The organism is Mycobacterium kiyosense (assembly GCA_021654635.1).
GTDB classification, from domain to species: Bacteria; Actinomycetota; Actinomycetes; order Mycobacteriales; family Mycobacteriaceae; genus Mycobacterium; species Mycobacterium kiyosense.
On record AP025179.1, the window covers coordinates 2912070 to 2936596 of the forward strand.

General features: G+C 66.4%; 26 protein-coding genes and 3 pseudogenes. 23 read left to right on the forward strand and 6 right to left on the reverse strand.

What is annotated here, in order from left to right; genetic code table 11:
* Positions 1–1058 precede the first annotated feature (1058 nt).
* The 5 genes from L6444_RS13780 to L6444_RS13805 all read left to right on the forward strand — a co-directional run bounded on the left by L6444_RS13780 (position 1059) and on the right by L6444_RS13805 (position 6473).
* The gene (locus L6444_RS13780; protein ID WP_236983383.1) at positions 1059–1358 is read left to right on the forward strand and encodes a PE family protein; all 300 of its coding nucleotides are present in this window, start codon (positions 1059–1061) and stop codon (positions 1356–1358) included.
* A gap of 42 nt (positions 1359–1400) precedes the next feature.
* Positions 1401–2588 carry a PPE family protein gene (locus L6444_RS13785; protein ID WP_236983385.1) on the forward strand — a complete coding sequence of 396 codons (1188 nt, stop codon included), beginning with the start codon at positions 1401–1403 and terminating at the stop codon, positions 2586–2588.
* A gap of 66 nt (positions 2589–2654) precedes the next feature.
* Entirely contained in the window at positions 2655–3854 is a 1200-nt protein-coding gene (locus L6444_RS13790; protein WP_236983386.1) for a PPE family protein, read from the forward strand.
* A 63-nt stretch (positions 3855–3917) separates the two neighbouring features.
* A complete protein-coding gene (locus L6444_RS13795) occupies positions 3918–4736 on the forward strand; it encodes a glycoside hydrolase family 16 protein (RefSeq protein ID WP_236983388.1) in 819 nt (272 codons plus the stop codon).
* Between the two features lie 723 nt (positions 4737–5459).
* On the forward strand, positions 5460–6473 hold the full coding sequence (locus L6444_RS13805; protein WP_236983390.1) for an NADP-dependent oxidoreductase: 1014 nt from the start codon (positions 5460–5462) through the stop codon (positions 6471–6473).
* Here L6444_RS13805 and L6444_RS13810 read toward each other — a convergent pair.
* Positions 6470–7069: a TetR/AcrR family transcriptional regulator gene (locus tag L6444_RS13810; RefSeq protein ID WP_236983391.1), complete on the reverse strand. Its 600-nt coding sequence runs from the start codon at positions 7067–7069 to the stop codon at positions 6470–6472. The two genes, L6444_RS13805 and L6444_RS13810, sit on opposite strands and share 4 nt — an antisense overlap.
* Positions 7070–7155: 86 nt before the next feature.
* Between L6444_RS13810 and L6444_RS13815 the strand changes: the two genes are divergently transcribed.
* Both L6444_RS13815 and L6444_RS13820 read left to right on the forward strand, forming a co-directional pair.
* A complete protein-coding gene (locus L6444_RS13815; RefSeq protein ID WP_236983393.1) occupies positions 7156–8070 on the forward strand; it encodes a haloalkane dehalogenase in 915 nt (304 codons plus the stop codon).
* Between the two features lie 76 nt (positions 8071–8146).
* Positions 8147–9334, forward strand: coding sequence for a sensor histidine kinase (locus L6444_RS13820; protein ID WP_236983394.1), 1188 nt, complete (start codon positions 8147–8149; stop codon positions 9332–9334).
* 11 nt (positions 9335–9345) lie between these two features.
* Here the strand turns inward: L6444_RS13820 and L6444_RS13825 are convergent, their stop codons facing one another.
* Positions 9346–9993, reverse strand: coding sequence for a response regulator transcription factor (locus L6444_RS13825; RefSeq protein ID WP_236983396.1), 648 nt, complete (start codon positions 9991–9993; stop codon positions 9346–9348).
* A gap of 243 nt (positions 9994–10236) precedes the next feature.
* On the opposite strand from L6444_RS13825, the gene L6444_RS13830 reads away from it, so the two are divergent.
* Both L6444_RS13830 and L6444_RS13835 read left to right on the forward strand, forming a co-directional pair.
* On the forward strand, positions 10237–10563 hold the full coding sequence (locus L6444_RS13830; protein ID WP_236983398.1) for a hypothetical protein: 327 nt from the start codon (positions 10237–10239) through the stop codon (positions 10561–10563).
* Between the two features lie 47 nt (positions 10564–10610).
* A complete protein-coding gene (locus tag L6444_RS13835; protein WP_236983401.1) occupies positions 10611–11423 on the forward strand; it encodes a hypothetical protein in 813 nt (270 codons plus the stop codon).
* Between the two features lie 30 nt (positions 11424–11453).
* Here the strand turns inward: L6444_RS13835 and L6444_RS13840 are convergent, their stop codons facing one another.
* Complete coding sequence (locus L6444_RS13840; protein WP_236983403.1) at positions 11454–12359, reverse strand: NAD-dependent epimerase/dehydratase family protein; 906 nt, start codon at positions 12357–12359, stop codon at positions 11454–11456.
* Positions 12352–12975: a TetR/AcrR family transcriptional regulator gene (locus tag L6444_RS13845; RefSeq protein WP_236983405.1), complete on the reverse strand. Its 624-nt coding sequence runs from the start codon at positions 12973–12975 to the stop codon at positions 12352–12354. The genes L6444_RS13840 and L6444_RS13845 overlap by 8 nt, the downstream gene beginning before the upstream one ends.
* A gap of 107 nt (positions 12976–13082) precedes the next feature.
* Here L6444_RS13845 and L6444_RS13850 point away from each other — a divergent pair, with 107 nt between their 5' ends.
* The 8 genes and pseudogenes from L6444_RS13850 (at position 13083) to L6444_RS13875 (ending at position 18541) form a co-directional block, all read left to right on the forward strand.
* The gene (locus L6444_RS13850; RefSeq protein ID WP_236983414.1) at positions 13083–13565 is read left to right on the forward strand and encodes a YybH family protein; all 483 of its coding nucleotides are present in this window, start codon (positions 13083–13085) and stop codon (positions 13563–13565) included.
* Positions 13566–13603: 38 nt separating this feature from the next.
* On the forward strand, positions 13604–14068 hold the full coding sequence (locus L6444_RS13855; RefSeq protein WP_236983417.1) for a DUF6790 family protein: 465 nt from the start codon (positions 13604–13606) through the stop codon (positions 14066–14068).
* A 249-nt stretch (positions 14069–14317) separates the two neighbouring features.
* Positions 14318–14521: pseudogene (locus L6444_RS13860) on the forward strand (PE domain-containing protein); the annotation flags it as partial.
* A 356-nt stretch (positions 14522–14877) separates the two neighbouring features.
* Positions 14878–15318 (forward strand): LLM class oxidoreductase, encoded by a 441-nt coding sequence (locus tag L6444_RS30125; RefSeq protein WP_255731215.1) that lies wholly within the window; start codon positions 14878–14880, stop codon positions 15316–15318.
* Positions 15275–15403 (forward strand): LLM class oxidoreductase, encoded by a 129-nt coding sequence (locus L6444_RS30130; protein WP_255731305.1) that lies wholly within the window; start codon positions 15275–15277, stop codon positions 15401–15403. Before L6444_RS30125 ends, L6444_RS30130 begins: the two co-directional genes overlap by 44 nt.
* A pseudogene (locus tag L6444_RS30135) lies at positions 15370–16251 on the forward strand (NtaA/DmoA family FMN-dependent monooxygenase); the annotation flags it as partial. The gene L6444_RS30130 and the pseudogene L6444_RS30135, both read left to right, overlap by 34 nt.
* A 21-nt stretch (positions 16252–16272) precedes the next feature.
* Positions 16273–16653, forward strand: a complete 381-nt coding sequence (locus tag L6444_RS13870; protein WP_236983424.1) for a type 2 periplasmic-binding domain-containing protein — start codon at positions 16273–16275, stop codon at positions 16651–16653.
* 1321 nt (positions 16654–17974) lie between these two features.
* Positions 17975–18541 (forward strand): acyl-CoA dehydrogenase family protein, encoded by a 567-nt coding sequence (locus L6444_RS13875; protein ID WP_236983426.1) that lies wholly within the window; start codon positions 17975–17977, stop codon positions 18539–18541.
* Between the two features lie 67 nt (positions 18542–18608).
* Here the strand turns inward: L6444_RS13875 and L6444_RS31125 are convergent.
* Positions 18609–19935 (reverse strand): annotated as a pseudogene (locus L6444_RS31125) (IS256 family transposase).
* Between the two features lie 114 nt (positions 19936–20049).
* Between L6444_RS31125 and L6444_RS13885 the strand changes: the two are divergent.
* The 4 genes from L6444_RS13885 to L6444_RS13900 are packed head-to-tail and all read left to right on the forward strand — an operon-like array spanning position 20050 to position 22123.
* On the forward strand, positions 20050–20451 hold the full coding sequence (locus tag L6444_RS13885) for a hypothetical protein (RefSeq protein ID WP_236983429.1): 402 nt from the start codon (positions 20050–20052) through the stop codon (positions 20449–20451).
* Entirely contained in the window at positions 20448–20708 is a 261-nt protein-coding gene (locus L6444_RS13890; protein WP_236983431.1) for a hypothetical protein, read from the forward strand. Before L6444_RS13885 ends, L6444_RS13890 begins: the two co-directional genes overlap by 4 nt.
* 46 nt (positions 20709–20754) lie before the next feature.
* Positions 20755–21168 (forward strand): NYN domain-containing protein, encoded by a 414-nt coding sequence (locus tag L6444_RS13895; protein ID WP_236983433.1) that lies wholly within the window; start codon positions 20755–20757, stop codon positions 21166–21168.
* The gene (locus L6444_RS13900; protein WP_255731218.1) at positions 21161–22123 is read left to right on the forward strand and encodes an NAD(P)H-dependent flavin oxidoreductase; all 963 of its coding nucleotides are present in this window, start codon (positions 21161–21163) and stop codon (positions 22121–22123) included. The genes L6444_RS13895 and L6444_RS13900 overlap by 8 nt, the downstream gene beginning before the upstream one ends.
* Positions 22124–22161: 38 nt before the next feature.
* Here L6444_RS13900 and tpx read toward each other — a convergent pair whose 3' ends face one another.
* On the reverse strand, positions 22162–22659 hold the full coding sequence (gene tpx, locus L6444_RS13905) for a thiol peroxidase (RefSeq protein ID WP_236983435.1): 498 nt from the start codon (positions 22657–22659) through the stop codon (positions 22162–22164).
* A 130-nt stretch (positions 22660–22789) separates the two neighbouring features.
* On the opposite strand from tpx, the gene L6444_RS13910 reads away from it, so the two are divergent.
* Together L6444_RS13910 and L6444_RS13915 are read left to right on the forward strand one after the other, a co-directional pair.
* Entirely contained in the window at positions 22790–23740 is a 951-nt protein-coding gene (locus L6444_RS13910; RefSeq protein ID WP_236983437.1) for a GlxA family transcriptional regulator, read from the forward strand.
* A gap of 13 nt (positions 23741–23753) precedes the next feature.
* Positions 23754–24485 carry a DJ-1/PfpI family protein gene (locus L6444_RS13915; protein WP_236983439.1) on the forward strand — a complete coding sequence of 244 codons (732 nt, stop codon included), beginning with the start codon at positions 23754–23756 and terminating at the stop codon, positions 24483–24485.
* Positions 24486–24527: the final 42 nt, after the last annotated feature.

Sequence of the window (24527 nt, forward strand, 5' to 3'; positions counted from 1 at the left end):
CGGCGCTGCGGCCTGCGAAGGCGGGTGGCGTCCGCCGGCCCGCGAGACCGCCCTGGATCCGCCGGGCAATCACCAGCACAGCCAGGCTGGCGGCGGCCCTGCCCACGGCTACTCGACTGGTGCGTCTGCGCCACGACGTCGGTCGGAGCCGGGGTGCCGACCGACTGCTTGCGTGTCGGCCGACTTGATAACCGGTGCCTAGAGCCGTCACCAGTGCGAACGCGACCAGAAGCGCCGTCATGAGGATCAAGCGTCCTTGGTCGGGGTTGCGGCACGGTCACACCGCAGCTACGCCTCGGCCACCGATGCCGCAACGCTCGTGCCCCGGGAGGTCGCCCAGCAAACCTTTCGTCGGCGTCGGCCGACCGGGAATAAAATCACCGCGAGAATAACGCGGCAGCCGTCGGGGCCGAAAAAGCAAAGCGAACGCAAAATAATCACGGTGAGTGAAATTATTGCTGGCGAGATAGATAATTTCACCATGCGGCGTTCTCTTCGCTGGAATGCCGACTGTGTGCTAAGGGCCGCTCCGGCGGCGGTGATTTCCTGACGTCGGACACGGCGCCGGGGCGGGTGATCGCGGAGTTGCGGCGGGAGCGTCGGGAGTCAACGTCGGCAGGCCATGTCGGGCGCGCAGTGCCGGCCTGCGTAACCCACTCCCCGGCCGGCCCGGAAAAGCAAAGCAGGAAACCGGAATTCACCGGTTATGCGCGTGTACTTCGAGGTCGCACGCCGTGCGGCGGCCGAGGCCGCGCGGCTGAGAATGCGTGGGGTGATCGGCCGCCGGCCGTGCCCCCGCCGCTACCCGCAGGCTGCCGTCCGCGGGCCGCGGCGAAACCAATTCATCATGCCATCGCATCCTGCGTTGAAACTGCGTGAAATCTATGAGGTTCATGTGACTAAAAATCAACGGGATTATTGCCAAAACATCAAGATCAGGGTGTTCTGGCCCCGCGGCGGCGTTGAGCCGATCGGTGCCGAGTCAATAGCGTGTCGAAATAACGGCGACACACAGACGTGCCGTGTCGAACTTTCCCAATCATCACTGGAGGAATTCCATGTCTTTCGTGCGGACTTATCCGGAACACTTGGCGGCCGCCGCCAGCAACCTGCAGTCGCTGGGCGCGGCACTGAACGTCGGGAGTGCTGCCGCGGCGGGTCCGATCACCGGCGTGGTGCCGGCCGCCGTCGACGAGGTGTCCATCCTGACCGCGGCGCAGTTCGCCACGCACGGTCAGCGGTTCCAGGAGTTGAGCGCCCAGGCCGCCAGGATCCAGGCGACGCTGGCCGCGACCCTGGCCACCAGTGGTGGTTCGTACGCCGCGACCGAGGCGGCCAACGCCGCCTCGGCGGGCTGAGTCCAGGCATTAGTCGAAATCAGCTAGGGAGTCGGTGCAGTGGTGGATTACGGGTTGTTGCCGCCTGAAGTGAACTCAGCGCGGATCTACGCCGGGCCGGGTGCGGCCTCGTTGGTGACGGCGGCCACGGCGTGGAGCAATTTGGCGGCCGATTTTCAGGCCGCGGCGACGGGGCATCGTTCGGTGATCGAGGCGTTGACGACGGGGCAGTGGCTGGGTCCGGCCTCAGCCCAGTTGGTCTCGGCGGTCTCGCCGTTTATCACCTGGTTGTCCAACAGTGCCGACCAGGCCGCGGAGGCGGCGAGTCAGGCGGGTGCGGCGGCCAGTGCGTACGAGCAGGCGTTCGCGGCCAGTGTGCCACCGGCGTTGATCGCGGCTAATCGGGCGGAGGTGGCTCAGCTCACCGCGGCCAACATCCTGGGGCAGTACAGTTCGGCGATCTCGGCGCTCGAGGCGCAGTACGCGGAGTTCTGGGCCCAGGATTCGCAGGCCATGTACACCTATGCGAGCAGTTCCGCGCAGGCGACGCGGGTCTCGGAGCTGTCGGCCCCCGCGGAGGTGGCCCAACCCGCCGGGTTGGTCGACCAGGCGCTGGCAGTGTTCAAGGCCGAGGGGCAGGCGGTACAGACCCAGCTCAACAACGCGGGCGCGCAGATCGTGCCGCGGTTCAGCGACGTCATCAAGACGCTGTCCGCGCCGCTCAACGGCCAGGGCACCGCGATCGACCAGTGGATCGTGGCCAATACGCCGTTCGACGACATCGTCCCGCTGTACAGCAAGTACCTGTCGCCTTACGTGAACTCGCTCGCGGCCATGTTGCAGGTGACGCAATCCTTCGGACAGAACAGCAGTGGTATATCCGCGCTCGCCAACCTGGCCAAGCCGGCCGCGTCGGCGGCAAAGGCGGCGGAGGGTGCGGCGTCGGCGGCCGGTGCGGCGGCATCCGGTGCCGGGCAGGCCGCTGCCGGTGCGGCGGCCAACCTCGGCGGTGTGGCGGCGGGTCTGGGCAAGGCCATTCCGATCGGCGGGTTGTCCGCCCCGGCTGGCTGGGTGCCGTGGCACGCCACCACCAGCCCGGGCGTGGCTTCGGCGATTCCGGCTGCGGCCGAAGCCAACAGTTTCCCGATGGCACCCCCGTTCGGGCAGTTCGTCAACGGCGGTTACGGCCGTAATCAGCCGACGTACGGATTCAAGCCCTCGGTCATGGCCAAGCCGCCGGCCGCCGGGTAACCGACCGAATCATCGCAGTGGTCGCGGATCCGACGCGACCCATCAGGCATGAGGGGATAGCGAGCGATGGTCGATTACGGCCTGCTGCCGCCCGAGGTCAATTCCGGGCGCATCTACACCGGTCCGGGGGCCGGTCCGTTGCTGGCCGCAGCAGCGGCGTGGAGTGGGCTGTCCGGCGATCTGCTTGCCGCGGCGGCCGGACATCGGTCGGTGATCACCGAGTTGACGGGGGGCCCCTGGCTCGGGCCGGCCTCCAAGGCGCTGGTCTCTGCGGTGACTCCGTTCATCGCCTGGCTGGAAAGCACCGGGAACGAGGCCGCTGCGGCCGCCAGTCAGTCCTACGCGGCCGCGGCCGCCTACGAGACGGCCTTTGCCAGCAGTGTGCCGCCACCGGTGATCGCGGCTAACCGGGCACTGCTGGCGGCGCTGGTCGCGACCAACTTCCTGGGGCAGAACACTCCCGCGATCGCCGCGACCGAGGCCCTCTATGCCGAATTCTGGGCCCAGGACGCGGCCGCCATGTACAACTACGCCGGCAGCGCGGCGGCCGCCACCCAACTCAACGAGTTGCCCGAACCGGCCGAGGTCACCAACCCCGCCGGAGTGCTGGACCAAGCCAACGCGACGGTGCAGAGCGCGGGTCAGGCGGTACAGGCGCAACTCAACAACGTGGGCTCGCAGGTGGTCCCCCGCATCGGCGAAATACTGCAGACGCTGTCCTCGCCGCTCAACGGTCAGGGCACCGCGATCGACCAGTGGATTGTGGCCAACACCCCGCTCGACGACATCGTCCCGCTCTACTCCAAATACATTTCCCCGTACATCAACTCGGTCGCCGCCTTCGAAACCGCGACGCTGGCCTTCTCCAATGACGCCGCCGGCATCCCGGCCATCATCAACGTCGTCGGCGGTATCATTCCGGCGGCAGAGGCGGCAAAGGGTGCGGCTCAGGCCGCGGGGGCGGCTGCGGCCGGCGCCGCGACCAAGGTCGGCAGCGTGGCAGCCGGCCTGGGCAGGGCCGTTCCACTCGGCGGACTGTCGGTGCCGGCGAGCTGGACCACCTTGTCCGGTGCGACCGGTCCCGCGGGAGTGGCGTCGGTATCCAACAGCACTGCGCTGCCGGCCGCCGTCGAAACCGTTGCCGCGACCGGCAACACCCCGGTCGCCCCACCGTTCGGCCGGTTCATCAACGCGGGTAATGGGCGCAAGACGCCGTCCTACGGTTTCCGGCTCACCTTTATGACGAGGCCGCCGGCGGCCGGCTGAGCGGTCAGGGTGGCGCTCGAAGATATGCACCGGCCCGGGCTCGGCTGCTAGGGTGCGTTGCTAATGCCCGAAATGGATCGCCGCCGCATGCTGCTGATGACGGGCCTTCTGACCGGCTCCGCAGCGCTGGCAGCCCTGCCCTCCCGCGAGGCTCCGGTGGCGCAGGCCGCGCCCAATGGGGCGTCGGGTTCCTACATCTTTCACGACGAGTTCGACGGCCCGGCCGGGTCCGCGCCGGACCCGGCGAAGTGGACCGTGTCGAAAGCCCGCGAAGCGATCAAGGATCCCACGTATTGGGAATTGCCGGAGCATGTCGGGCAATATCGCGACGATCGGCGAAATGTCTTCCTCGACGGCAACTCGAACCTGGTGATCAAAGCGGCCAAGGACGGCGACACCTACTACGGCGGCAAGGTCTTCAGTCCGTGGCAGGGCGGTATCGGCCACACCTGGGAAGCCCGCATCAAATTCGACTGCCTCACTCCGGGCGCCTGGCCGGCGTTCTGGCTGTCCAGCGACGCGCAAGGCGAGATCGACATCGTGGAGTGGTACGGCAACGGTAAGTGGCCGTCGGCGACCACTGTGCATGCCAAAGCCAACGGTTCGGAATGGCAGACTCACAACATCGCGCTGGACAGCGCCTGGCACACCTGGCGAGTTCAGTGGGATGACGCCGGAATGCGGTTCTGGCAGGACTACACCGACGGTGCCCAGCCGTATTTCACCGTCGCGGCCCACTCGCTGCCGGACTGGCCCTTCAACAACCCCGGTTATCAGGTGTTTCCGATCCTCAACCTCGCCGTCGCCGGTTCGGGCGGTGGCGATCCCGGACCGGGCACCTATCCGGCGCAGATGCTGGTCGACTACGTACGGGTCTGGTAGAGGTACCGAAAAATAGCGCAGGTCGCGGGAGTAGTTCGGGGCCGGCAATCACCCGCAATTTGCGGTTTCGCAATCCAGGCAGCGACGTACTTTCGGTAGCAAATCTGTGCGCGTCCGACTACTGGCGGCGGGGGCCGGCGACGAAGGAGTTGGTCGTCAGTCGGCCGGTGCCTGGTCGACTGCCTGCGCAGACATCAGGCAGGCGCGTCGGCAGTGCGGTAGACGCGGGCGCGGTGACCGCCGATAGAGGTTTGACCCGATGCGAGAGCACGCTGCCGGCCGATAAATGCCGGGTGGCGGCGCATCGCCTCGTCGAGTTTGCGTTCGCGGCGCTGAGCTGCAGTCCAAAGCGGGTGCGATTGGAGATCGATTACCTTCGCCCCAGATGCATTCGCCACGATTGTCAACTCCTTTCCGACTTGGATGCGGACCCCCATACCAGGTGGTTTAACCCCTCCGCTACGCAAGGATGCCCAGCAAAGCTGTGACCTAACCGTGTCTGAAGATGAGAATTTGCCGTGAAAACGAGATCGGCCAGTTATCTGCATCACAATTTCCGCGGGGCCAGCCGTTGCGGGCGGTCCGGGAACGAGGCAGACGACGGGCGACGATGTCGCCGCAGCTTGGACATAGGTGGGTTATAACACCGGGCTGCGACACGTCCCTCGGGTCGCATCCGAGGGAGTACCGCCTCCCTTTGAGGCAACGGAGTACGGTTCGCTCATGGCCGATCGGAACCGACGCTTCCTCCTCCACGAACGCCCCACCGGGCGGATCGGCCCGAATACCTTCAAGCTCAGTGAAGAACCGATTCCCGACATCGGTCCGGGCCAGGCGCTGGTCCGTGTCGACTGGATTTCGCTGGACCCGACGAATCGCATGTGGATCACCGACGTGCCGACCTACCTGCCCCCGGTGGGAATCGGTGAGGTCATGCGTGCCGGCGGTATCGGCGAGGTCATCGCCTCGAACAATCCGAACTACCCGGTGGGCAAGACCGTGCAGGGGCTGGTGGGCTGGCAAGAGTACGTCGTCGCCTCCGACGCGATGCCGTTGATGCCGGTCGACGTCGCCGATGGTGTGTCGCCGAGTGCCTACATGGGCGCGCTCGGAATGACCGGGCTTACGGCGTGGATCGGTATCCGTGACATCGGAAAGCCGAAGCCGGGCGAGACGGTGGTGGTATCGGCCGCTGCCGGAGCGGTCGGCTCGGTGGCCGGCCAGCTCGCCAAGGCCGACGGCGCCCGGGTGGTCGGGATCGCCGGTGGGCCGGATAAGTGCGCGCTGCTGACCGACCAGCTCGGATTCGACGCCGCCGTCGACCACAAGGCCGACGATTGGCACGCCCAACTGGTCGCGGCGACACCCAACGGCATCGACGTCGACTTCGAAAACGTCGGCGGCGTCATCATGGACGCCATCTTCGCGCGACTGAATATCGGAGCGCGGGTGGCGCTGTGCGGGCTGATCTCGGGGTACAACGAGGCCGACCCGCCACCGGGGCCGCGCGCCTTCGGCAACCTGCTCATCCAGCGCGCGACCGTACAGGGCTTCATCGTGTTGGACCACTTCGGCCGTACCCCCGAGGCGATCAGCGAGATCTCCGGATTGATCGCGGAGGGCAGACTTACCCCGTTGGAGACCGTCGTCGAAGGCTTCGATCAACTACCTACGGCGATCAACATGCTGTTCGACGGCAAGAACGTCGGCAAGCTGATGGTGAAGATCACCGACTAGCTTTGCGGGGCCAGGTGCCCGTCGAGGAACTCGTGCAGCGCGGGCGCCAGGTCGGCAACGGTTGAACCGTGCAACTTGGCGAGCAGGATCAGGCCCTGGTAGTGCGCGAGTAGTGCATGCGCCAGGCGATCGGGGTCGACGTCGTCGCGCAGCATGTCGGCTGCCGCGGCGTCGCGGCAAATCTGCGCCAGGCCGCGTTCCAGGTCGGCCAATCGCATGGCCAGATGCGAGCGCACTTCCTCGTCCGTAGTCGACAGTTCGGCAGCCAGGTTTCCGAACGGGCAGCCGACAAACCGGCCGAACTGCCCGCGCAGCGCCGACTGGATATCGCCGATCGCCTCGGGGACCCCCGACAGCCGCTGCGCCGGTGTCGCGCTCGGCGGGCCGGCCAGCCGTGTTTGGAAGACCTGCATATGTAGGTCGACGACCGCTTTCGCTACGTCGGACTTCGACGAAAAGTAGTGATAGAAGCTGCCTTTGCGGACATTGGCCGCGGCGCACAGTTCCTCGACGCCGACGTCGTGATAGCTGCGTTGCAGGAACAGCCGGGCCGCGGTCCGCACGATCCGATCGCGCGCATCCGAGGTTCGGGGCATCACCGCAGTCTATTAATAGTTGACTGGTCGGTCAACTATTCGCTAGGTTGTGCCTCGACCGGCCCCCATGAACGGAGATCACAGCAATGAGCCCTGCCGCCCCAGAGGTTTTCCGCACACCCGACACTCGCTTCGACAATCTGCCGGGGTACGACTTCGCGCCGAACTACCTCGACGTCGAAGGGTTGCGCATGCACTACCTCGACGAGGGACCTCGTGACGCGGCGCCCATCGTCTGCTTTCACGGCGAGCCGAGCTGGGCTTTTCTGTACCGCAAGATGCTGCCGCCGCTCGTCGCGGCCGGGCACCGGGTGATCGTCCCTGACCTCGTCGGGTTCGGGCGCTCGGACAAGCCGACCGACCGCCGTTGGTATTCGTTCGATCGGCACAGCGCGTACGTGGCCAAAGTTCTTGGCTCCCTTGGTCTGCAGCACGTGACAGTGGTGGTACAGGACTGGGGTGGTCCGATCGGGCTGCGCTGGGCGGTGGAAAATGCCGATCGCGTGGACGCGCTGATGGTGATGAACACCGGGCTGTTCACCGGCAGCGTCTCCAAAGGCTTCATGGCCTGGCGCGACTTCGCCGAAAAGACACCCGATCTGCCGGTGGGGTTCGTCGTGCAGAGCGGGACCGCCACCGAACTGTCAGACGATGTCGTCGCCGCCTACGACGCGCCTTTCCCCACCGCCGAATCCAAGGCGGGCGCCGCCCAATTCCCGCTGCTGGTCCCGATCACCGAGGATGCGCCCGGTGCCGCGCAGATGCAGGCCGTCACCGACGAACTGTCCCGGTGGAACAAGCCGGCGCTGGTTGCCTTCTCCGACAGCGATCCGGTGTTCCCGTATCCCAAGTCGGGACAATTGTTCTGCGATCTGATCCTCACCGCCGGCGAGCAGGTGCGGGTCGAGGGCGCGGCCCACTTCCTGCAAGAAGATCGAGGTGAGCAACTTGCCGACATCCTGCTCACGCGGCTCGCGGGAGTCCAATCCACCAATCCTTGATGGATAGCTGAAGCTCTGCGTAACAATAGCTCCGATCCGCCGCCGAGCACGCCGCATCGACCCGTTGTAGGAGCAAATGAGAAGCGCCGATGTCGAACAGGTACTCCGCAAACAGCGCCGGCATTCGCTGCAGGGCGGTTCGCTGCTGCGCGTCGGGGTGATAGTGATCATGGCCGGCGCGATGCTGCAGCAGACCCATCCACACCGGTGGCCGGTACAAGCGGCGCTGCTCAGCATCTACGCCGTGACCGCCGGTTGTGCGCTGGTGCTGGCATTCTCCAAACGCAGCAGCGTCTTCGGCAACGACGACGCGATCCTGGTTTTCGCGCTGGTCGACGTGGTGACCGTGTTCGGCTTCAAGTGGCTCTCCCCCGGCGGCTACATGGCGCTGCTGGTGATGGCCCTGCTGCCCCGGTTGATCGCCGTTCAATTGTCGTTGCCGCGCGCGGCTATGGTGCTGGGCGCGAGCGTCGTTTTCTTTACGGTGTCGGCCCTGCAGGATGAGGTGATCGCGCCGCGCCTCGGCGCCGTGGGAACGGTCCTGATCGTGCTGGTTTACACGTTTGTCTGTGCCACAGCACTAATGGTGGTGACATTCCGGCTGCGCAATATCGACGACATGATCCGACTCGCCTCTTCCCGGGAAGCATTGCTCGCCGAGACGATGACCGCGTCGGAAACCGAGCGCAGACACATCTCCGAAGCGATCCACGACGGCCCGCTGCAAGACGTCCTGGCAGCACGGCGTGATGTCTCCGACTATTTGAAAGCCGTACCGGAGGCGCCGTTGCAGCACGCGTTGGCCAGCCTGCACGATGCGTCCCGGCTGTTGCGGGAGGTCACTTTCGAGCTGCACCCGGCCGTTCTCGACCAGGTCGGCTTGGCTGCGGCCGTCGAAAAGCTGGCCGCCGTAACGCAAGCGCGGTCAGGAATAATTATCACGACCGATATCGACTATCCCGTCGCGCACGCCGTCGACCCGATCCTGTTCGGGGTGATCCGCGAGCTGTTGTCCAACGTGGTCCGGCACTCCGGCGCCGACAGCGCATCGGTGAGCCTGTCCGTCGCCGACGCTGTTGCCCGAATCGAAGTGGCGGACAACGGCGTCGGGGTGAGCGGTGACACGGTCGCAGACCGGCTCTCCGAGGGTCACATCGGACTGGCCTCACAACGCGCCCGCATCGAGGCCGCCGGTGGAACGCTGCGCATCATGGACGATCCCGCAGGCGCGCGACTGCGCGTCGAGGTGCCGCTGCGCGGCTGAACCCTCGGAGGTCAGTCCACCAACCGGCGGCGCATCGCCTCGGCGACGGCGGCACCCCGATCGGATACGCCGAGCTTCTCGTACAAGTTCTGCACGTGTGTCTTGACGGTGCTGGGCGACAGATGCAGCTGCGACGCGATCTGCGGAACCGACAGCCCGTCGGCCATCATCGCCACCACTTGACTTTCCCGCTCGGTCAGCAGCGTCGCGGACCCCTTGGCCCGGTGCTTGACCTCGTCGACCAGTCCCCCGGCCACTTCGCTGGGTAGGTAGGTGCCGCCGCCGGCGCACTTGATCACCGCGGAGACGATCTCGTCGCTGTCGGACTCCTTGGTCAGGTATCCCGAAGCGCCCTCGGCGAGCGCCTTGTACACGACCGAACTGTCGTCGAACGCGCTGAGCAGTACCACCCGGGTGGGTAGCCCGTCCCGGCTGATCGCGTGCGTCACCGCCAGCCCATCCAGCTTCGGCATCTTGTAGTCCAGCAGTGCCACCGACGGGTGCAGCTTCCGGATTGCGTCCAGGGCCGCGCGACCGTCGGCGACTTCGGCCACAACCTCGACCCGTCCGCTCGACTTCAGCGCGCGCACCACACCCTGGCGCGTCACGGGGTGGTCGTCGGCTACGACGACTCTGACGCGGTCGGTGGGGTTGACCATCGGCTACTCCAAAGGTTCGCGGCGACAAGGCAGCCCGCCGGCGGACGGGCGTTCCCATTGTCGCCCGCATCACGGACCGCGGCAACGAAGCGCGGCCGTTCGAGCGGCCCCGATCTCCCCCGATCGGTGGAGCGTAATTTCCTCCGCCGAATCAATCCATCGCAGGAAGGGTTCGACGGTTGGGACAAAGCACAGTGGGAGTGAGCAATTCGGCTCGGCACCGTATCTGCGAAAGGTATGAAGATGACCTGCGGGAGCACTGGCTGCACCAGCGAAAACCCGGCTCGGCGGCTGCGATTGAAGCGCTCGGCGGCGGCGGTCGCGGCGCTGGCGTTGGCCGCGTCAACCCTGGCGGTTGCGGTACCCGCACCGGCCCGGGCAGACGCCTGCGGCAGCGTCGACGGCGTGCACGTCTCGATCGAAGGTTGCAGCGACGTTGCCGGCACGGTCGAACAGTATGCTCCCGCAGCGGAATCCGTTGACCCGCCGCCGGGTCCGGCCGGCGATGTCACCGCGTGCGTCGACGTCGGTCGCCGTGTCAGCGTGAGCGGTTGCGTCGGAACTCCTTGACCATCGGGCGTGCTGGGCTGAGCCAGGGGTTCGGTTAGGCTCACGTGATGTGGCCTGGCCTGATCGCCCGCGTTGCCGCCCCGGTGGTCTTGGCTGCCGCTTCGACGCTCGTCGTCGGCGGCTGCGGCGGTGCGCACCAAGGCGCTCCGGGTGCGTCCTCGACTTCGAGTTCAATTGCCGCACAACCGAATCTGGTTGACTGCGCAAACGTCAAGATCGACCTCGGTCCGATGAAGGACCAGCAGGTGCGGTGTGTGCTCACGGTCAAGGGTATGACGCTCGAGGTGTCCAGCGACCCCGCTTGGTCGTTCAGTCTGCGCGACCACGGCGGGGCGGTTCAGCAGTTCAGCGAGCCCACCGAGGAGATCGGTGAAACCGGCGTCGTGCCGCTGTTGCAGGACATCGACAACAGCGGCACGCCGGTGTTGCTGGTGGTTACCGGCCGCGGTGGAACAGGTGGTGAGCCGATGGCCGCGTGGCGGCTCACCGGCTCACCGGCTCGGTTCGTGCGCGCCGGCGAACTGTTCGGTTTCCGCCGCTTCTTCGTCTCCGCGGAGGGATTCTTCGGCAACTATGCTCACTCCAGCGCGATCGCCGGGACCGTGACGCTCTACCGATGGGTGGACGACAAGCTGACCACCGTTGCGGTGCTCGACACCCAGGCCGCCCAGGCGGCACCCGATGATCCGCAGCGGCGATGGGTGCGCAACGGCGACGTGCTGTGCGCCCTCAGCGAGGACGATTACCCGGCCGGTGCCCGTGCCCAGCGCGATGCGGCGCTGCGCGCCGCCGGGATGGACCCGGCCACCGCGCAGGACCGGTTCTGCACCCAGCCGTGGGTTGCCTCCATCTACCGATGAACGACGGCCGCCGTGCTGCGGCCTTCCGGGCTACGCGTCCACCAGGTCCGGGTGAAATTTGGCGGCCATGCGCCGCAGGCCCTCCCGCCAATCCACGGTGCTGCCGCCGCCGATCAGTTCGTGTAGTCGGGTGACGTCCACGGGATTGCCGCGCAGCGCCTGCTCGCTTTCGACGAAGACCGGCTCGCGACCGACGAGCGTGCCCAGGAAGGTGCACCATTGCTGGATGCTGACGGTCTGGTCGCCGGCCCAGTTCACCGTCGTCGCCGGAACCGCCGCCACCGCAAGCAATTTCGGGATGGTCGCGATGATGTCGTCTTGGTGAATGGGGTTGTAGTGGGCCGGGCCGCCGGACGGAACCGGGATCGGGATTCCACCCAGGATCATCTCCATGTGGTAGAACGGCCATCCCCCGTTGTCCCCGTACGGCACGTTGAGCCGGGCGATGGTGGTGGGCACCCCGAGGATGCGCGCGGTCGTACGGGCGACAGCCTCACCGGCGATCTTGGAGATCGAGTAGGTGGGAAACAACGGTTTGTGGTTGTCGCCCAGGGCGGCACGCTCGGTACGCACCTCGTCGTCGGGCGGGTCGTATACCGCCGCTGATGAGCAGTGCAGAAACGCCTTTGCGGTGCGGCAGTGCGCCATCAGGAGTCCGACCGAGTCCGCGTTGGCGGCCAGATCCTTGTCCCACCTTCCGCTCTTGGCCACCGCGAGGTTGAGCACGTAGTCGAAGTCGGACGGGAGTCCGCTGAAATCCCCGGCCGCCAGATTGACCGTCTCGCACCGGACGCCGCCCTGTTCCAATTTGGTGCGGGCGGCGGCGTCGGTGAACCGGGCGATGCCCCAGACCTCGTTGTCGGGTGCCAGGGCCAGGGCGATTGGTGTGGCGACCTGACCGGTTACCCCGGTGACGAGGATCTTCGAATCACGCATGGGCTGATGGTAGGTGACGCGTCGCATCCGCAGGCAGCCCCGCCACGCGCCGCGCGAGTTGCTCGGTGAGGGCGACCCGATCCAGCGGCCCCAGCCGGCGAAGCTCGCGGCGGTCGGGCTTTTCCAGCGTCGCCATGCCGTGCATGCTCACCCACAAAAGAAATGCGTCGGAGTGTGGATCGGTGCTTGTCGACAGGCCCGCCGCTGCGCATGCCTGCAGTGCGTCCGCGATCCGGGCGAAGGTGGCGCCGGCGCCCGGCGCAAAGCCGGTGCCGCTGATCATGAATCGGTACCGCGACCGATGCTCCCAGCCGTACCGGACGTAGGCCAGGCAACCGGCCACCAGTCGCGCATCCGGGGCCGCCGGCCCGACCATCGCGGTGGCGACGATGTCGTCGAGGTCGGCAAAACTGCGCTCGAGAACGGCGTCGAGGATCGCCGCCAGATCGGCGAAATGCGGGTAGATCGACGGGGCGCTGATGCCGGCCCGGCGCGCGATCCCGCGCAGCGTCAGCGACGGCGGTTCGGTCGCATCGTCGATGAGAGATAGTGCAGCATCGATGATTTCGTCGCGCAACCGGTCGCCCTGCCCGCGTTGGTTGCGGCTGCGTGCCACTCCCGCCATGTTTCTTGGCTCCGCCTTTCGTACTATTGCGCCGTTATCCTAACAGATGTTAGCTTACCGATATAAGTTTACAATCGTTAGTTTAACGGGAGGTCCCCATGCACATCGATCGGCGGGACGGCATCGCGATTTCTGGAATCGAGCGGATGGACGAGGCGGACCGGCCCGAAATACTGGCGACACTCGACCGGCTGTTCCGCGGCTTCGTGCTGCGAGACGCCGATCTGCTGGACGGCGTCTACAGCACCGACGCGGACTGGATCAACGCTTTCGGCAGCGTGCAAAAGGGCGGTGCACAGATCGTCGAATACCTGCGCGGACTCTTCGCCGACCGCAACTTCAACGACGGGCAGCTGACCGCGGGTCCGGTGTGCTCACTGCGGCGCCTCGACGCCGACAACGCGGTTGTGCACGCCCACCTGCAGATCGCCGGCCAGTCTCTGGTCGGAGGTGGAGCGATAGCGCTGCGGGACAACCACTCGATCCGGGTCGTCGCCCGGCAGGCCGACGGCGCATGGCGGATCGTGTCGGAGATGTTCATGGATGTGCGCCAGGACCAGAGCTACGCCAACCATTCCTAGAAGTGGCCGAACAGGAAAGCAGCACAATGTATATCGTCGTGGTTCTACTGCAGACCGTGATCTTGCCGATGATCTCGGGCGCCCTGCAACTGGCCGTCTCCGGCGGTGACCCCGCGATCGTGCTCGGCGTCTGGTGGGCATTCTGGGGTGTGGGCACTCGGCTGTTCGTCGCGGGTGTCAGCCAGTTGGTGAACCCGGGACGCACCGCTCAGGGCATCCTCGGCATCGACGATTCCAGCGCCGAATTGGTGGTGCATGAACTCGGTTACGCCAACCTGAGCATGGGACTTGTCGCGATGCTCAGCGCCTTCGCCGGTAGCTGGGGGGTCCTCGGGTCGATCCCGGGCGCCGTCTTTCTTGGCCTCGCCGGCCTGCGCCACGTCGCCAGGCGGGGCAAGAACCGTGACGAGGTGGTGGCCACCTGGACAGACCTGCTGGTCTTCGTCGTCGTGTCGGCAGGCGCAGTGATGACTTTTGCGCATTCTGCTCACCTCGGGTGGTAGTGTCCCCGCGCCCCGACGTCGCCGACGACCGGATGAAATGTCATGAATTGTCTTTGTCCGCTCCTCTCGATACGGCCCCTCGAGGGCGGCCTCACAGACGTGTCGCCGTTGTGCCGATAGTCGGAATAGCGACGATTTCGCAGTATTGCGCGTTGCGCTCATAGCTTGCGAAAAGGTGCAACCGGGCGGTCACCGTCACCTTAGAATTGATGTGTTGTCCAAAAGACCCAGGAGCGGCACTCAATGGCAATGGATTCCATGTCCCACAACCCCGCCGCGGGAGACATCGGTTCGCAGCTGGTCGATATCGGCAGCCAGGGCATTAGCGCCGGTACCACCGCGGCTGCCTCGGTGCTGAGCGGGCTGATTCCCGCCGGCGGCGAGGAGGTCTCGGCGCAGGCGGTGTTGGCGTTTGCGCAAGAGGCAGCCACCATGCTGGCGGCCAACTCGGCCGGGTGATGTCCCAGGAGCGGTGTAAAAGGGGCGTCACGTAGGCTCCCTGTTTTGCGTTGGTGATTTTATGCGATCGCTGACGAATTGGATGCCGCCACGGCGATGGCGTCTTGGCCTTACTTAGATCGCCTCAATGCTCACTGACGCCGGTTTCGGATTGCCGGTCGAATCCGTTGCAGCAGTTGGAAGTCCCGTCGGTGGCAAGTCGACCGTTGTGTCCGACAGACCGTGCATCCGATCACCCCGGCGCGATGGAAAGGAATCACCGGAATCATCGAGGTTTTAACCCTGTGCTGCTGATGGCTCGTGAATAGATACTCGATCGGACCGCCCACTCCTCGAACGGGAGGACATCCTTGACCACGACCGTGCCCCAAGGCCGTCAACTGCACCTCGCTGGGTTTTTCTCGGCTGGCAACGTGACCCACGCCCACGGTGCGTGGCGTCACGTGGGCGCTACGAATGGCTTTCTCAGCGGTGAGTATTACAAGCGGATCGCTCGGACGTTGGAACGCGGGAAGTTCGATTTGTTGTTTTTGCCGGACGGTTTGGCGATCGAAGACAGTTACGGTGGGGATCTTCAGACCGGCGTCGGCCTGGGCGGTCAAGGCGCGATCGCCCTGGAACCGACCAGTGTTGTTGCAACAATGGCCGCGGCGACCGACAGATTGGGTTTGGGCGCGACGGTTTCCACAACGCACGACGTACTACCCGCCCTACCACGTCGCGCGGATCTTCGCGACGCTGGACCATCTGTCGGATGGCCGGGTGTCCTGGAATGTGGTGACGTCGCTTAACGACTCGGAGGCGCGCAATTTCGGGGTCGACAAGCACCTAGAACACGATATCCGCTACGTGCCGACGAGTTCCTTGAGGTCGTGAAGAAGCTGTGGAACTCCTGGGGCGACGATGCTCTGCTGTTGGACAAGGCGGGCGGGCGGTTTGCCGACCCGAAAAAGGTCCAATACGTTGGGCACCAGGGCAAATGGTTGTCGGTTCGCGGCCCGTTGCAGGTCCCCAGGTCACCGCAGGGCGAGCCGGTTATCCTGCAGGCGGGATTGTCACCGCGCGGTCGGCGCTTCGCCGGGCGGTGGGCCGAAGCGGTGTTTAGTATCTCGCCGAATCTCGACATCATGCGTGCGACCTATCAGGACCTCAAGGCGAATGTGGCCGCCGCTGGCCGCGATCCGGACCAGACGAAGGTTTTCACGGCGATCATGCCGGTCCTCGGAGAGACTGCGGCCATCGCCCGAGACCGGCTGGAATACATCAACTCGCTGGTGCATCCTGAGGTCGGTCTGTCGACCCTGTCGAGTCATAGCGGGATTGATCTCTCGGCGTATCCGTTGGACACCAAGTACGCCGATATCGTGGCCGACCTTGGTGACCGGCATGTGCCGACCATGTTGCAGATGTTTTCCGCGACCGCTGGCGGCAGCGACTTGTCGCTCGGGGAACTGGGACGGCGATACGGGACCAACGTCGGGTTCGTGCCGCAGTGGGCGGGAACAGCCGAGCACATCGCCGAGCAACTCGTCAGCCATTTCGAGGCTGGTGCCGCAGACGGGTTCATCATCTCTGCGGCCTATCTGCCCGGCGTCTACGACGAGTTCGTTGATCAGGTGGTGCCCTTGCTGCAGGAGCGCGGAGTGTTCCGCACCGAGTACGAGGGAACTACCTTGCGCGAGCATCTCGGGTTGAGCCGCCCCACCGGTAGGAGCGTGCAATGACCACGACTCCGGTCGAGCGTGATGTCCTGGCCTACAGTAACTGCCCGGTTCCTCAATGCGCTGCTGACCGCCTTGGAAGCGGGTTTGTTGGCGCAGGAGGGTATCGCCCTGGAGGTGTTGAGCGGCGCCCAGGGCGCTTTACACTTCACCTACGACCATCCCGCCTACACCAGGTTCGGTGGGGAGATCCCGCCGTTAGTCAAGCAGGGGCTGCGGGCACCGGGGCGTACCCGCCTGCTGGGCGTCACCCGCTTCGCCGGCCTCAGGGCTTTTACGTGTGCGCGGACAGTCCGGCGCGGTCGCCCGCCGAGCTGGCGCCGGGTCAGGGTCCCCGGCGGCGGCGATTCGTATCTTGCGCCGCGAGTTGCGACCGCCAGCTCGGCCCGTGGCGGCAGACATTGATCGCCCTGGGCACCTGGGAGGCTCCGTCCGCTGTCCACGCTGGAGCGCGGCGGTGTGAAACTGGGCGATGTCGACCTGGTCGCCATCGACCTGGCGTGGATCTGCCCGCGGACCGCTGGAGCGCCGCCACCAGCGGTCGAGCAGGTTGATCTGTTCCCCGCGGTGGGCCCACCACCGCCGGCGTCCAGACGCTGGCACAGTCGACGCGTTGTTCACCGTTGCCGTGGGCTGCCGAACTGGAAGATCTCTACGGCGTCGTGTACTGGCCGACCTCGCGGCGACCAACGCAACCCCATACGCCAGCGTCTGGACGGTCAGCGCCGTCGGGAGACCCACCCCGATCTGGTGCAGCGGCTCGTCGACGCCGCGGTGCGCTGGCCAGTGGTCCCGTCACCACCACGACGAGGTGGTGACAATCCATGCCGCCAACCCCGGCGGGCGCCCGGTATGAACGACCGAGGATTCGGCCCCGACTTCGCCGGGAGCACCCAGTGCCACGCCTGGACGAATCCGCCATCAACCTGCTGGACCAGACACAGCGGTTCCTTCCGACAACGACCTGATCGATCACCCGGTCGATCTTGGAGCAATGGGCCGCACCGGAGTTCTTGTAGCCGCAAGCCCGGGAACCGACGACACCAGGAAACGGATCATGACACTGACGACCAACACCGGGTGAAGCCCCCGGCCAGCCGACCTCGCCGACCCCGCCGCTGCAGCGCGATCTGGCCCGATGGCAGGACGGCCTCATCGAGCGCGACCGTGCCGGCGGATCGGCCACCACTGAACGCGAGGACCCACGCGCCAGCGGCCTACTCGTCGCTGGCAGTTCCGGCAACGTTCGGGGATGGGGTGCTGACTGGCCCACCATCTTCGAGGCGGATCCGCGATCGCCAAAGTAGACGGCTCCTTGGGTCATCTGTTCGGGTACCACACCGTGTGCATCGCGTTCATCGAGCTCTTGGGGTCGAGCGAACAGACGGAGCACGTCTACCGCCAGGTGGCGCAACACAACTGGTGGGCCGGCAACGCATCCAGCGAGAACAACAGCCACGTGCTGGACTGGAAGGTCCGTGCCACACCCCACGAAGACGGAAGCTACCGATTTGAAGGCACCAAGCACTTCACCAGCGGTGCCGTTGATTCACCTGCTGCTCGTCTTTGGAGTAGTTCAAGACGCGTCAGCGCAGCAGGGATCGATCATCACCGCGGTGATCCCGACCGACCGAGCCGGCGTCACAGTCAACGACGACTGGGACGCCCTGGGCATGCGTCGCACCGACAGTGGCACCGTGGAGTTTCACGATGGAGGCGCGCCGACATGCCCCGGGGCCCCAACGCCATCATCAATGACTTCTTCCAGTTCCAGCCCGCCAGCCTGTTCGGGCCACTGGTCCAGCTCAGCTTCGCCAACGTCTACCTTGGGATCGCGCAGGGGGCGCTCGACGCCGCGCGCGACTACACCCGAACCCAAGCCCGCCCGTGGACACCAGCCGGTGTCACCCAGGCGGTCGAGGATCCCTATGTCGTGCGCGCCTACGGCGAAATGGGCATTGCCTACCAAGGCGCGGACGCCGCCGCGCGAGACGCCGCGCGACTGTTGCAAACCGTCTGGGACAAAGGCCGACAACTGACCGCCGAGGATCGCGGTGAGCTCATGGTCCGCGTGTCCGGCGTTAAGGCGTTGACCTCACAGGTCGCCCTCGACATCACCAGCCGCATCTTCGAGGTCATCGGAGCCCGCGGCACACACCCCCGGTACGGATTCGACCGATTCCGGAGAAACATCCGCACCCATACCCTGCACGACCCGGTCTCCTACAAGATCGCCGAAGTCGGCAACTACATACTCAACGGCCGCTACCCGGTGCCCGGCTTCACGTCATAGCCACGTTCGGGTGGGGAGAAGGCTCGCTCCCCACCTGAAACGAATAGTCGGCCTGTGACAATCGATTCTATGCGGTGGCAGCTGAATCGGTTGGCGCCACGCCGGTTTCGGCGTGAACTCCCGAATTCCGTTGCGGGAGTTCGGAAAGTGGGTCATGCAGCGACCTGCGCAGGTTGGCCAGCAGCCGCAGCCCGGCCGGTGTCATGGTGAACCCTCGCCACCCGGCCGAGGCGCGATCGAGCACCGCCCACACCAGCTTCAGACAGGAAACCTCGCCGGGCAGCCGACCGATGACCTTGACCCGGCGGCGGGTCTCACCGAACGTCCGCTCGATGAAATTGGAGTGCCGAACCCGGGTCCAGTGCTCACGCGGGAACCGCAGGTAGGCCGTCAGCGAGTCACGGTCGCTGAGCAGACACCGCACCGCTGCCGGATAGGAGTCGCGCCAACGCCTTTCGAACACGTCGAGCCGCTTCTGCACATACCCGACCGCGTCGGGGCCGGGCTCGATCGTGTCGGGCACCTCGAAGATCGACCGTCGGCCTGACCTCCGCTTGGGCGCGTTCTTAAGCACCTTACCAACACGCTTTGGCGCGATGCACCAGACACCGCTGCCGCAGCGCCGCGGCCATGGTGCGCTCGACCGCGCCGATCAACCCGGCCGCACCGTCGCTGACCACCAGCAGCGGACACGCCAACCCACGCTCACCGAGCCCGGTCAAAAACCCCTCCCACGCGTCACCGGACTCGCTTGAAGCGGCCTCCAGCCCGACGAACACCGGGTTGCCGTCGGTGTCGATACCCCACGCGGCCAGCACCGGGTCGGCCGACGCGTTGGCGTGGTATTTGAAGTGGCTGCCGTCGAGGAACAGGTAATCCAGCTCGATGTCGTCGAGCCGGCGAGCGCTCCAGGCCTCGAACTGGTCGCGGATGTCTTCGCAGATGCGCGACACCGTCGATTTCGACACCGCGGCGGTCTCGCCGAGCGCCTCGGTCAAGGTGGCCTGCACATCGCGTGTCGACAGTCCGCGCACGAACCCGGCGATCACCAGCGACTCCAGCGCGTTGGTCTTGGTCACCCCCTTACCGAACAACTGGGAGGCGAAGCGCTCGGCGGTGCCGCGCACCTTCGGCCGCTCCAGCGTCACCGGGCCGGCGGTGGTTTTCACCGTGGTCGGGCAGTACCCGTTGCGCATCCCGGCGCGGGCGCCCGCACTGCCTGCGGCCCGCTCATAGCGGTCCCGGCCCAAAAACGCGGTCACCTCGGCCTCGATCGCGGCCTGCAACAGCAACCGGGCGCCGAGCACCGCGACCTGCTCGATCGCACCCGCCAGGTCCTCGCCGCCGGCGAACACCTCATCAATTTCTGCCTGCAACCGCTGCGCAGGCGATATCCGCCGACACGGGGACTAGTCTCCTTCCTTCAGACTTGTTATTCGAGGGAACCTACGTCCGAACTCCTTTACACCGCTGGAGGGACACAACCCTCGGCCGCGCAAGAAGAACTGATGCGAACCGGCAGCGCGTTGACCGACATCGCCCGGATGTACGGGGAATCCGACGACACCGCCGCGGGCGCCTTGGCGTTCAGCTCCACTCCGATGTCGCGGCTCTCAGCGGCGAGTGCGTTGGGTGGCGGCGCCGGATTGGCTAGCGCCGCAACGACACCGGGCCAGCTCGGCGCCGCGGCCGCCAGTCCGGTGCTGGGCGGTTTGGTGGAGGCTCCGTCGGCGTCGACGGTGTCGGCCGTCGCCGGTGCCGGGTCCACGGCGATGAGTAGTGCGCCGCTGGGAAGCGGTATGGGCGCCGGCACGCCGGCCGGCGGTACCACCAAGCCGGGACTGGCGTCGGCGACCACGCCCGCCGACGACGAAGAGGACAACCGGCAAGACGGCGGCGACGAGCTGTGACCGACGAACCTGACCTGGCCACCGTGCTGCGGAACATGAAGGTCCCCGAACGGATGGCCGGCAGTCAGGCGTTGCGCAACTTTCTGCTCGTCTACATCGACGACCAGGAGTCGCTGGAGAACAACCCGGAACGGCTCAAGCAGCTCAACGGGTTGATGATCCTGTCCCAACTGGAGGTCATCAACGCGCTGGGCACCCTCGAGGAGAAGGCCCGCGCTGAGGCCGAGAGGACGTCGCGTCGGCGCCGGTGGCTCTGAACCGTCTCCGAAAGCCGGGGTTTCGGGCAGGTCGTACCGTGAGGGTGTGCGCTGGATCGTCGATGGAATGAACGTGATCGGCAGTCGTCCCGACGGCTGGTGGAAGGATCGCCGGCGCGCCATGGCGGCACTCGTGGAAAGCCTGCAGCGGTGGGCCCCGGAAACCGACCGGGTGACGGTGGTGTTCGAGCGGCCGCCGGAGCCGCCCCTCCACTCGTCGGTGATCGAGGTGGCACATGCACCCCAGGCGGCCGCCAACTCGGCCGACGACGAGATTGTCCGGCTGGTGCAAGACCTGATCCTGGGGGATGTCGAACCCGGCGAAATCCGTGTCGTGACATCGGACAAGGCGCTGGCCGACCGGGTCGGTAGCCTCGGCGCATCGGTGCACCGCGCGGAACGGTTCCGCGACGTCATCGACCCGCGCTGCGCGAAACCCGAAAGGCGGCACGATGACTGAGCACACCTGGAACCCCGCAGCGAACCGGGTCTGCGCGCTCGCGCGAGTCGACATCCCGATCATCGGGGCGCCGATGACCTACATCGCCGGAGCTCAATTGGCCGCTGCGGTGTCCAACGCCGGCGCACTGGGCATTATCGAGACCACCTCGGAGCAGGGTCGGGCCGACCTGCGCCGGGTGCGCGACCTCACCGGCCGGCCGGTGGGGGCTAACATCGCGCTGCTGTTCAACCGCGACCCTGCGGTAGTAGACCTGTTGGTGGACAACGATATTCGCTTCGTGACCACGTCGGCCGGCGATCCGGCGCTGTTCACCGAGCGATTGCACGACGCGGGCATCACCGTCTTTCACGTGGTCGGCACCCTGGCCGCGGCCAAGAAAGCCGTCGACGCCGGCGTGGACGGCCTGGTGGTCGAGGGTGTCGAGGGCGGCGGATTCAAGAGCCGGTTCGGCGCCTCGACCATGGTGTTGCTGCCGTTAATCGCAGCCCACGTCGACGTGCCGATCGTGGCGGCGGGCGGGATCTGCGATGCCCGGTCCATGGCGGCGGCCCTGGTGCTTGGAGCCGAAGGTGTGCAGATGGGCACCCGACTGCTCGCCTCGGCGGATTCGCCGGTGCACGCCAACCTGAAGGAGGCTGTGGTGGCGGCCGACGAGACGGGCACCGTGCTGCTGCCCCTGGACAGCCGTCGCATGATGCGGGTGATTCGCACGCCCGCCGCTGAAAAGCTCGATGCCTCAGCGTCTTTCGAGGAAGGCGGTGCCGCGCTGCAGCGCGTGCAGCGGCTCTACTTCGACGGTGACATGGATGCCAGCGTCGCCAACACCGGCCAGGTGGCCGGTCGTATCTACGACTTGCCGACGGCATCCGACATCATCACCGGGATGTGGGCTGGATGCCGGGCGGTATTGGCGTCGACCTCCGATTGGCTGGGCCGAACTTCCCGGGCGTAATTGCGCGAAGAGTCCCCCGGGGCGCTAAGGCGCCGTGTCTATCCGCCCAACGCGGCCAGCGCCGCGTCGTAATCCGGCTCCTGGGCGATCTCGGGCACCAGCTCGGTGTAGGCGACCCTGCCGTCCGCGCCGATCACGACGACAGCGCGGGCCAGCAACCCGGCCATCGGGCCGTCGGTGATGGTGACGCCATAGTCCTCGCCGAAACTGTCCCGGAACGCCGATGCCACCGACACGTTCTCGACGCCCTCGGCGCCGCAGAACCGCTTCTGGGCGAACGGCAGATCCTTGGACACGCAGACTACCGATGCGCCGCCGGCGCCGGCGCGCTCGTTGAACTTGCGCACGCTGGACGCGCACACGGGGGTGTCGATGGACGGAAAGATGTTCAGCAACACCGGCTTACCATTGAACTGGTCGTTGGTCACGGGGCTCAGATCACCGCCCGTCAGGGTGAAAGCGGGGGCCGGAGACCCGACCGCGGGAAGCTCGCCGACTGTGTTGATCGCATTTCCACGCAACGTTATCTGTGCCATGCCCCCAGTCTGCCAACGTCGGTTTCCGGCTCGTCGGCCAGGTCCGGCAAAACCGCTTCCGGCCGGGTTGTCCTGATTTGTGGGATACCGGGCGTAGACGACGGACCAGTGTGGCGCCGAGACTGTCCCCATGGCGCGAAAAGTGGTGATTGCAGGCTTCCCCGGCGTGCAGGGGCTCGACGTGGTGGGCCCCTACGAGGTCTTCACCGGGGCGTCGCTGATGACCGAGGGCGGCTACGAGGTGCTGGTGGCCTCTCGCGGTGCGCAAGCCATCACCACACCGGGTGGTCTGGGTTTCGTCGCCGCCCCGTTGCCCGATCCGAGCCAACGGGTCGACACCGTCGTCCTGCCGGGCGGCATCGGGGTGAACGAGGCGCGATCCGACACGGTATTCCTGGACTGGATCAGGACGTGCGCACGCTCCGCGCGCCGCGTGGTCAGCGTCTGCACCGGCGCCTTTCTGGCCGCCGAGGCGGGGTTGCTGGACGGCTGTCGCGCCACCACCCACTGGGCCTTCGCCGACCGGTTGGCCACCGAGTTCCCCGCCATCGAGGTCGATCCGGACCCGATCTTCATCCGCAGTAGCGACCAGGTATGGACGGCCGCCGGTGTCACGTCCGGGATCGACCTGGCACTGGCGCTGGTCGAGGACGACCATGGCACCGAAGTGGCGCAGACGGTAGCCCGCTGGCTGGTGCTGTATCTGCGCCGGCCCGGCGGTCAAACCCAGTTCGCCGCGCCGGTGTGGATGCCGCGCGCCAAGCGAACCCCGATCCGCGACGTCCAGGACGCCATCGAGTCCGAGCCCGGCGGCGCACACCGCATCGACGACCTGGCCCGGCGCGCGGCCATGAGCCCGCGCCATTTCACCCGGGTGTTCACCGAGGAGGTCGGCGAGGCGCCCGGCCAGTACGTGGATCGGATCCGCACCGAGGCCGCGCGCCGGCAGCTGGAAGAGACCGACGACACCGTCGTCGCCATCGCGTCGCGCTGCGGCTTCGGCACCGCGGAAACCATGCGGCGCAACTTCATTCGCCGGGTCGGCGTCCCCCCGGACCAGTACCGCAAGGCATTCGCCTAGAGAGAGGATCGTGATGACGCAAATCGCGTTTGTGACCTACCCGGGTTTCACCGCCCTGGACATGATCGGCCCGTACGAAGTACTGCGGCAGCTGCCGGACGCCGACGTGCGGTTCGTCTGGCACGAGTCCGGGCCGATCACCGCGGACTCCGGGGTGCTGGTGCTCGGCGCGACGCATTCGCTGGCTGAAACACCCTCGCCCGACGTGATCCTGGTGCCGGGTGGCCCGGGCACACCGGTCCACGCCCGCGACGACAAGCTGCTCGACTGGCTGCGTCAGGCCCATCGGACGGCCAGTTGGACGGCATCGGTGTGCTCGGGTTCGGTGATCCTGGCCGCAGCCGGCCTGCTGCAGGACAAACGCGCCACGTCGCACTGGATCTGTCTGCAGGCGCTGAAGATGTTCGGCGCCACTCCCGTCGGCGACGAGCGAATTGTGCGCGAGGGCAACGTGATTACCAGCGCCGGTGTGTCTGCCGGTCTCGACCTGGCGCTGTGGCTGGCCGGTCAGATCGCGGGCGAGGGCCGTGCCAAAGCGATTCAGTTGGCCATCGAGTACGACCCGCAACCGCCGTTCGACGCCGGGCACCTGTCCAAGGCCTCGGCGGCCACGAAGGCTGCCGCCACCGCGTTGCTGTCGAGGGACAGCGTTACGCCGGCCGCCGTCAAATCCGCCACGTTGCTGGCCTGGGGGCGGGCCTTGGCCGCCGCACGATCGGGACGGCGCAGGCGGCAATTCGTGTAGTTTCGGCGCCGACCGCACGAAATGCGTTGAGGTGGCGGCGTG

Coding starts and splice junctions, on each gene's coding strand:
- L6444_RS13825 (WP_236983396.1), bottom strand. CDS start 9,993: ATGGTCAACCCCACCGACCGCGTCAGAGTCGTCGTAGCCGACGACCAC.
- L6444_RS13805 (WP_236983390.1), top strand. CDS start 5,460: ATGGCCGATCGGAACCGACGCTTCCTCCTCCACGAACGCCCCACCGGG.
- L6444_RS13835 (WP_236983401.1), top strand. CDS start 10,611: ATGTGGCCTGGCCTGATCGCCCGCGTTGCCGCCCCGGTGGTCTTGGCT.
- L6444_RS13875 (WP_236983426.1), top strand. CDS start 17,975: ATGCCCCGGGGCCCCAACGCCATCATCAATGACTTCTTCCAGTTCCAG.
- L6444_RS13830 (WP_236983398.1), top strand. CDS start 10,237: ATGACCTGCGGGAGCACTGGCTGCACCAGCGAAAACCCGGCTCGGCGG.
- L6444_RS13780 (WP_236983383.1), top strand. CDS start 1,059: ATGTCTTTCGTGCGGACTTATCCGGAACACTTGGCGGCCGCCGCCAGC.
- L6444_RS13870 (WP_236983424.1), top strand. CDS start 16,273: ATGTCCTGGCCTACAGTAACTGCCCGGTTCCTCAATGCGCTGCTGACC.
- L6444_RS13815 (WP_236983393.1), top strand. CDS start 7,156: ATGAGCCCTGCCGCCCCAGAGGTTTTCCGCACACCCGACACTCGCTTC.
- tpx (WP_236983435.1), bottom strand. CDS start 22,659: ATGGCACAGATAACGTTGCGTGGAAATGCGATCAACACAGTCGGCGAG.
- L6444_RS13885 (WP_236983429.1), top strand. CDS start 20,050: ATGCGAACCGGCAGCGCGTTGACCGACATCGCCCGGATGTACGGGGAA.
- L6444_RS13900 (WP_255731218.1), top strand. CDS start 21,161: ATGACTGAGCACACCTGGAACCCCGCAGCGAACCGGGTCTGCGCGCTC.
- L6444_RS13795 (WP_236983388.1), top strand. CDS start 3,918: ATGCCCGAAATGGATCGCCGCCGCATGCTGCTGATGACGGGCCTTCTG.
- L6444_RS13790 (WP_236983386.1), top strand. CDS start 2,655: ATGGTCGATTACGGCCTGCTGCCGCCCGAGGTCAATTCCGGGCGCATC.
- L6444_RS13810 (WP_236983391.1), bottom strand. CDS start 7,069: ATGCCCCGAACCTCGGATGCGCGCGATCGGATCGTGCGGACCGCGGCC.
- L6444_RS13820 (WP_236983394.1), top strand. CDS start 8,147: ATGAGAAGCGCCGATGTCGAACAGGTACTCCGCAAACAGCGCCGGCAT.
- L6444_RS13910 (WP_236983437.1), top strand. CDS start 22,790: ATGGCGCGAAAAGTGGTGATTGCAGGCTTCCCCGGCGTGCAGGGGCTC.
- L6444_RS13915 (WP_236983439.1), top strand. CDS start 23,754: ATGACGCAAATCGCGTTTGTGACCTACCCGGGTTTCACCGCCCTGGAC.
- L6444_RS13850 (WP_236983414.1), top strand. CDS start 13,083: ATGCACATCGATCGGCGGGACGGCATCGCGATTTCTGGAATCGAGCGG.
- L6444_RS13840 (WP_236983403.1), bottom strand. CDS start 12,359: ATGCGTGATTCGAAGATCCTCGTCACCGGGGTAACCGGTCAGGTCGCC.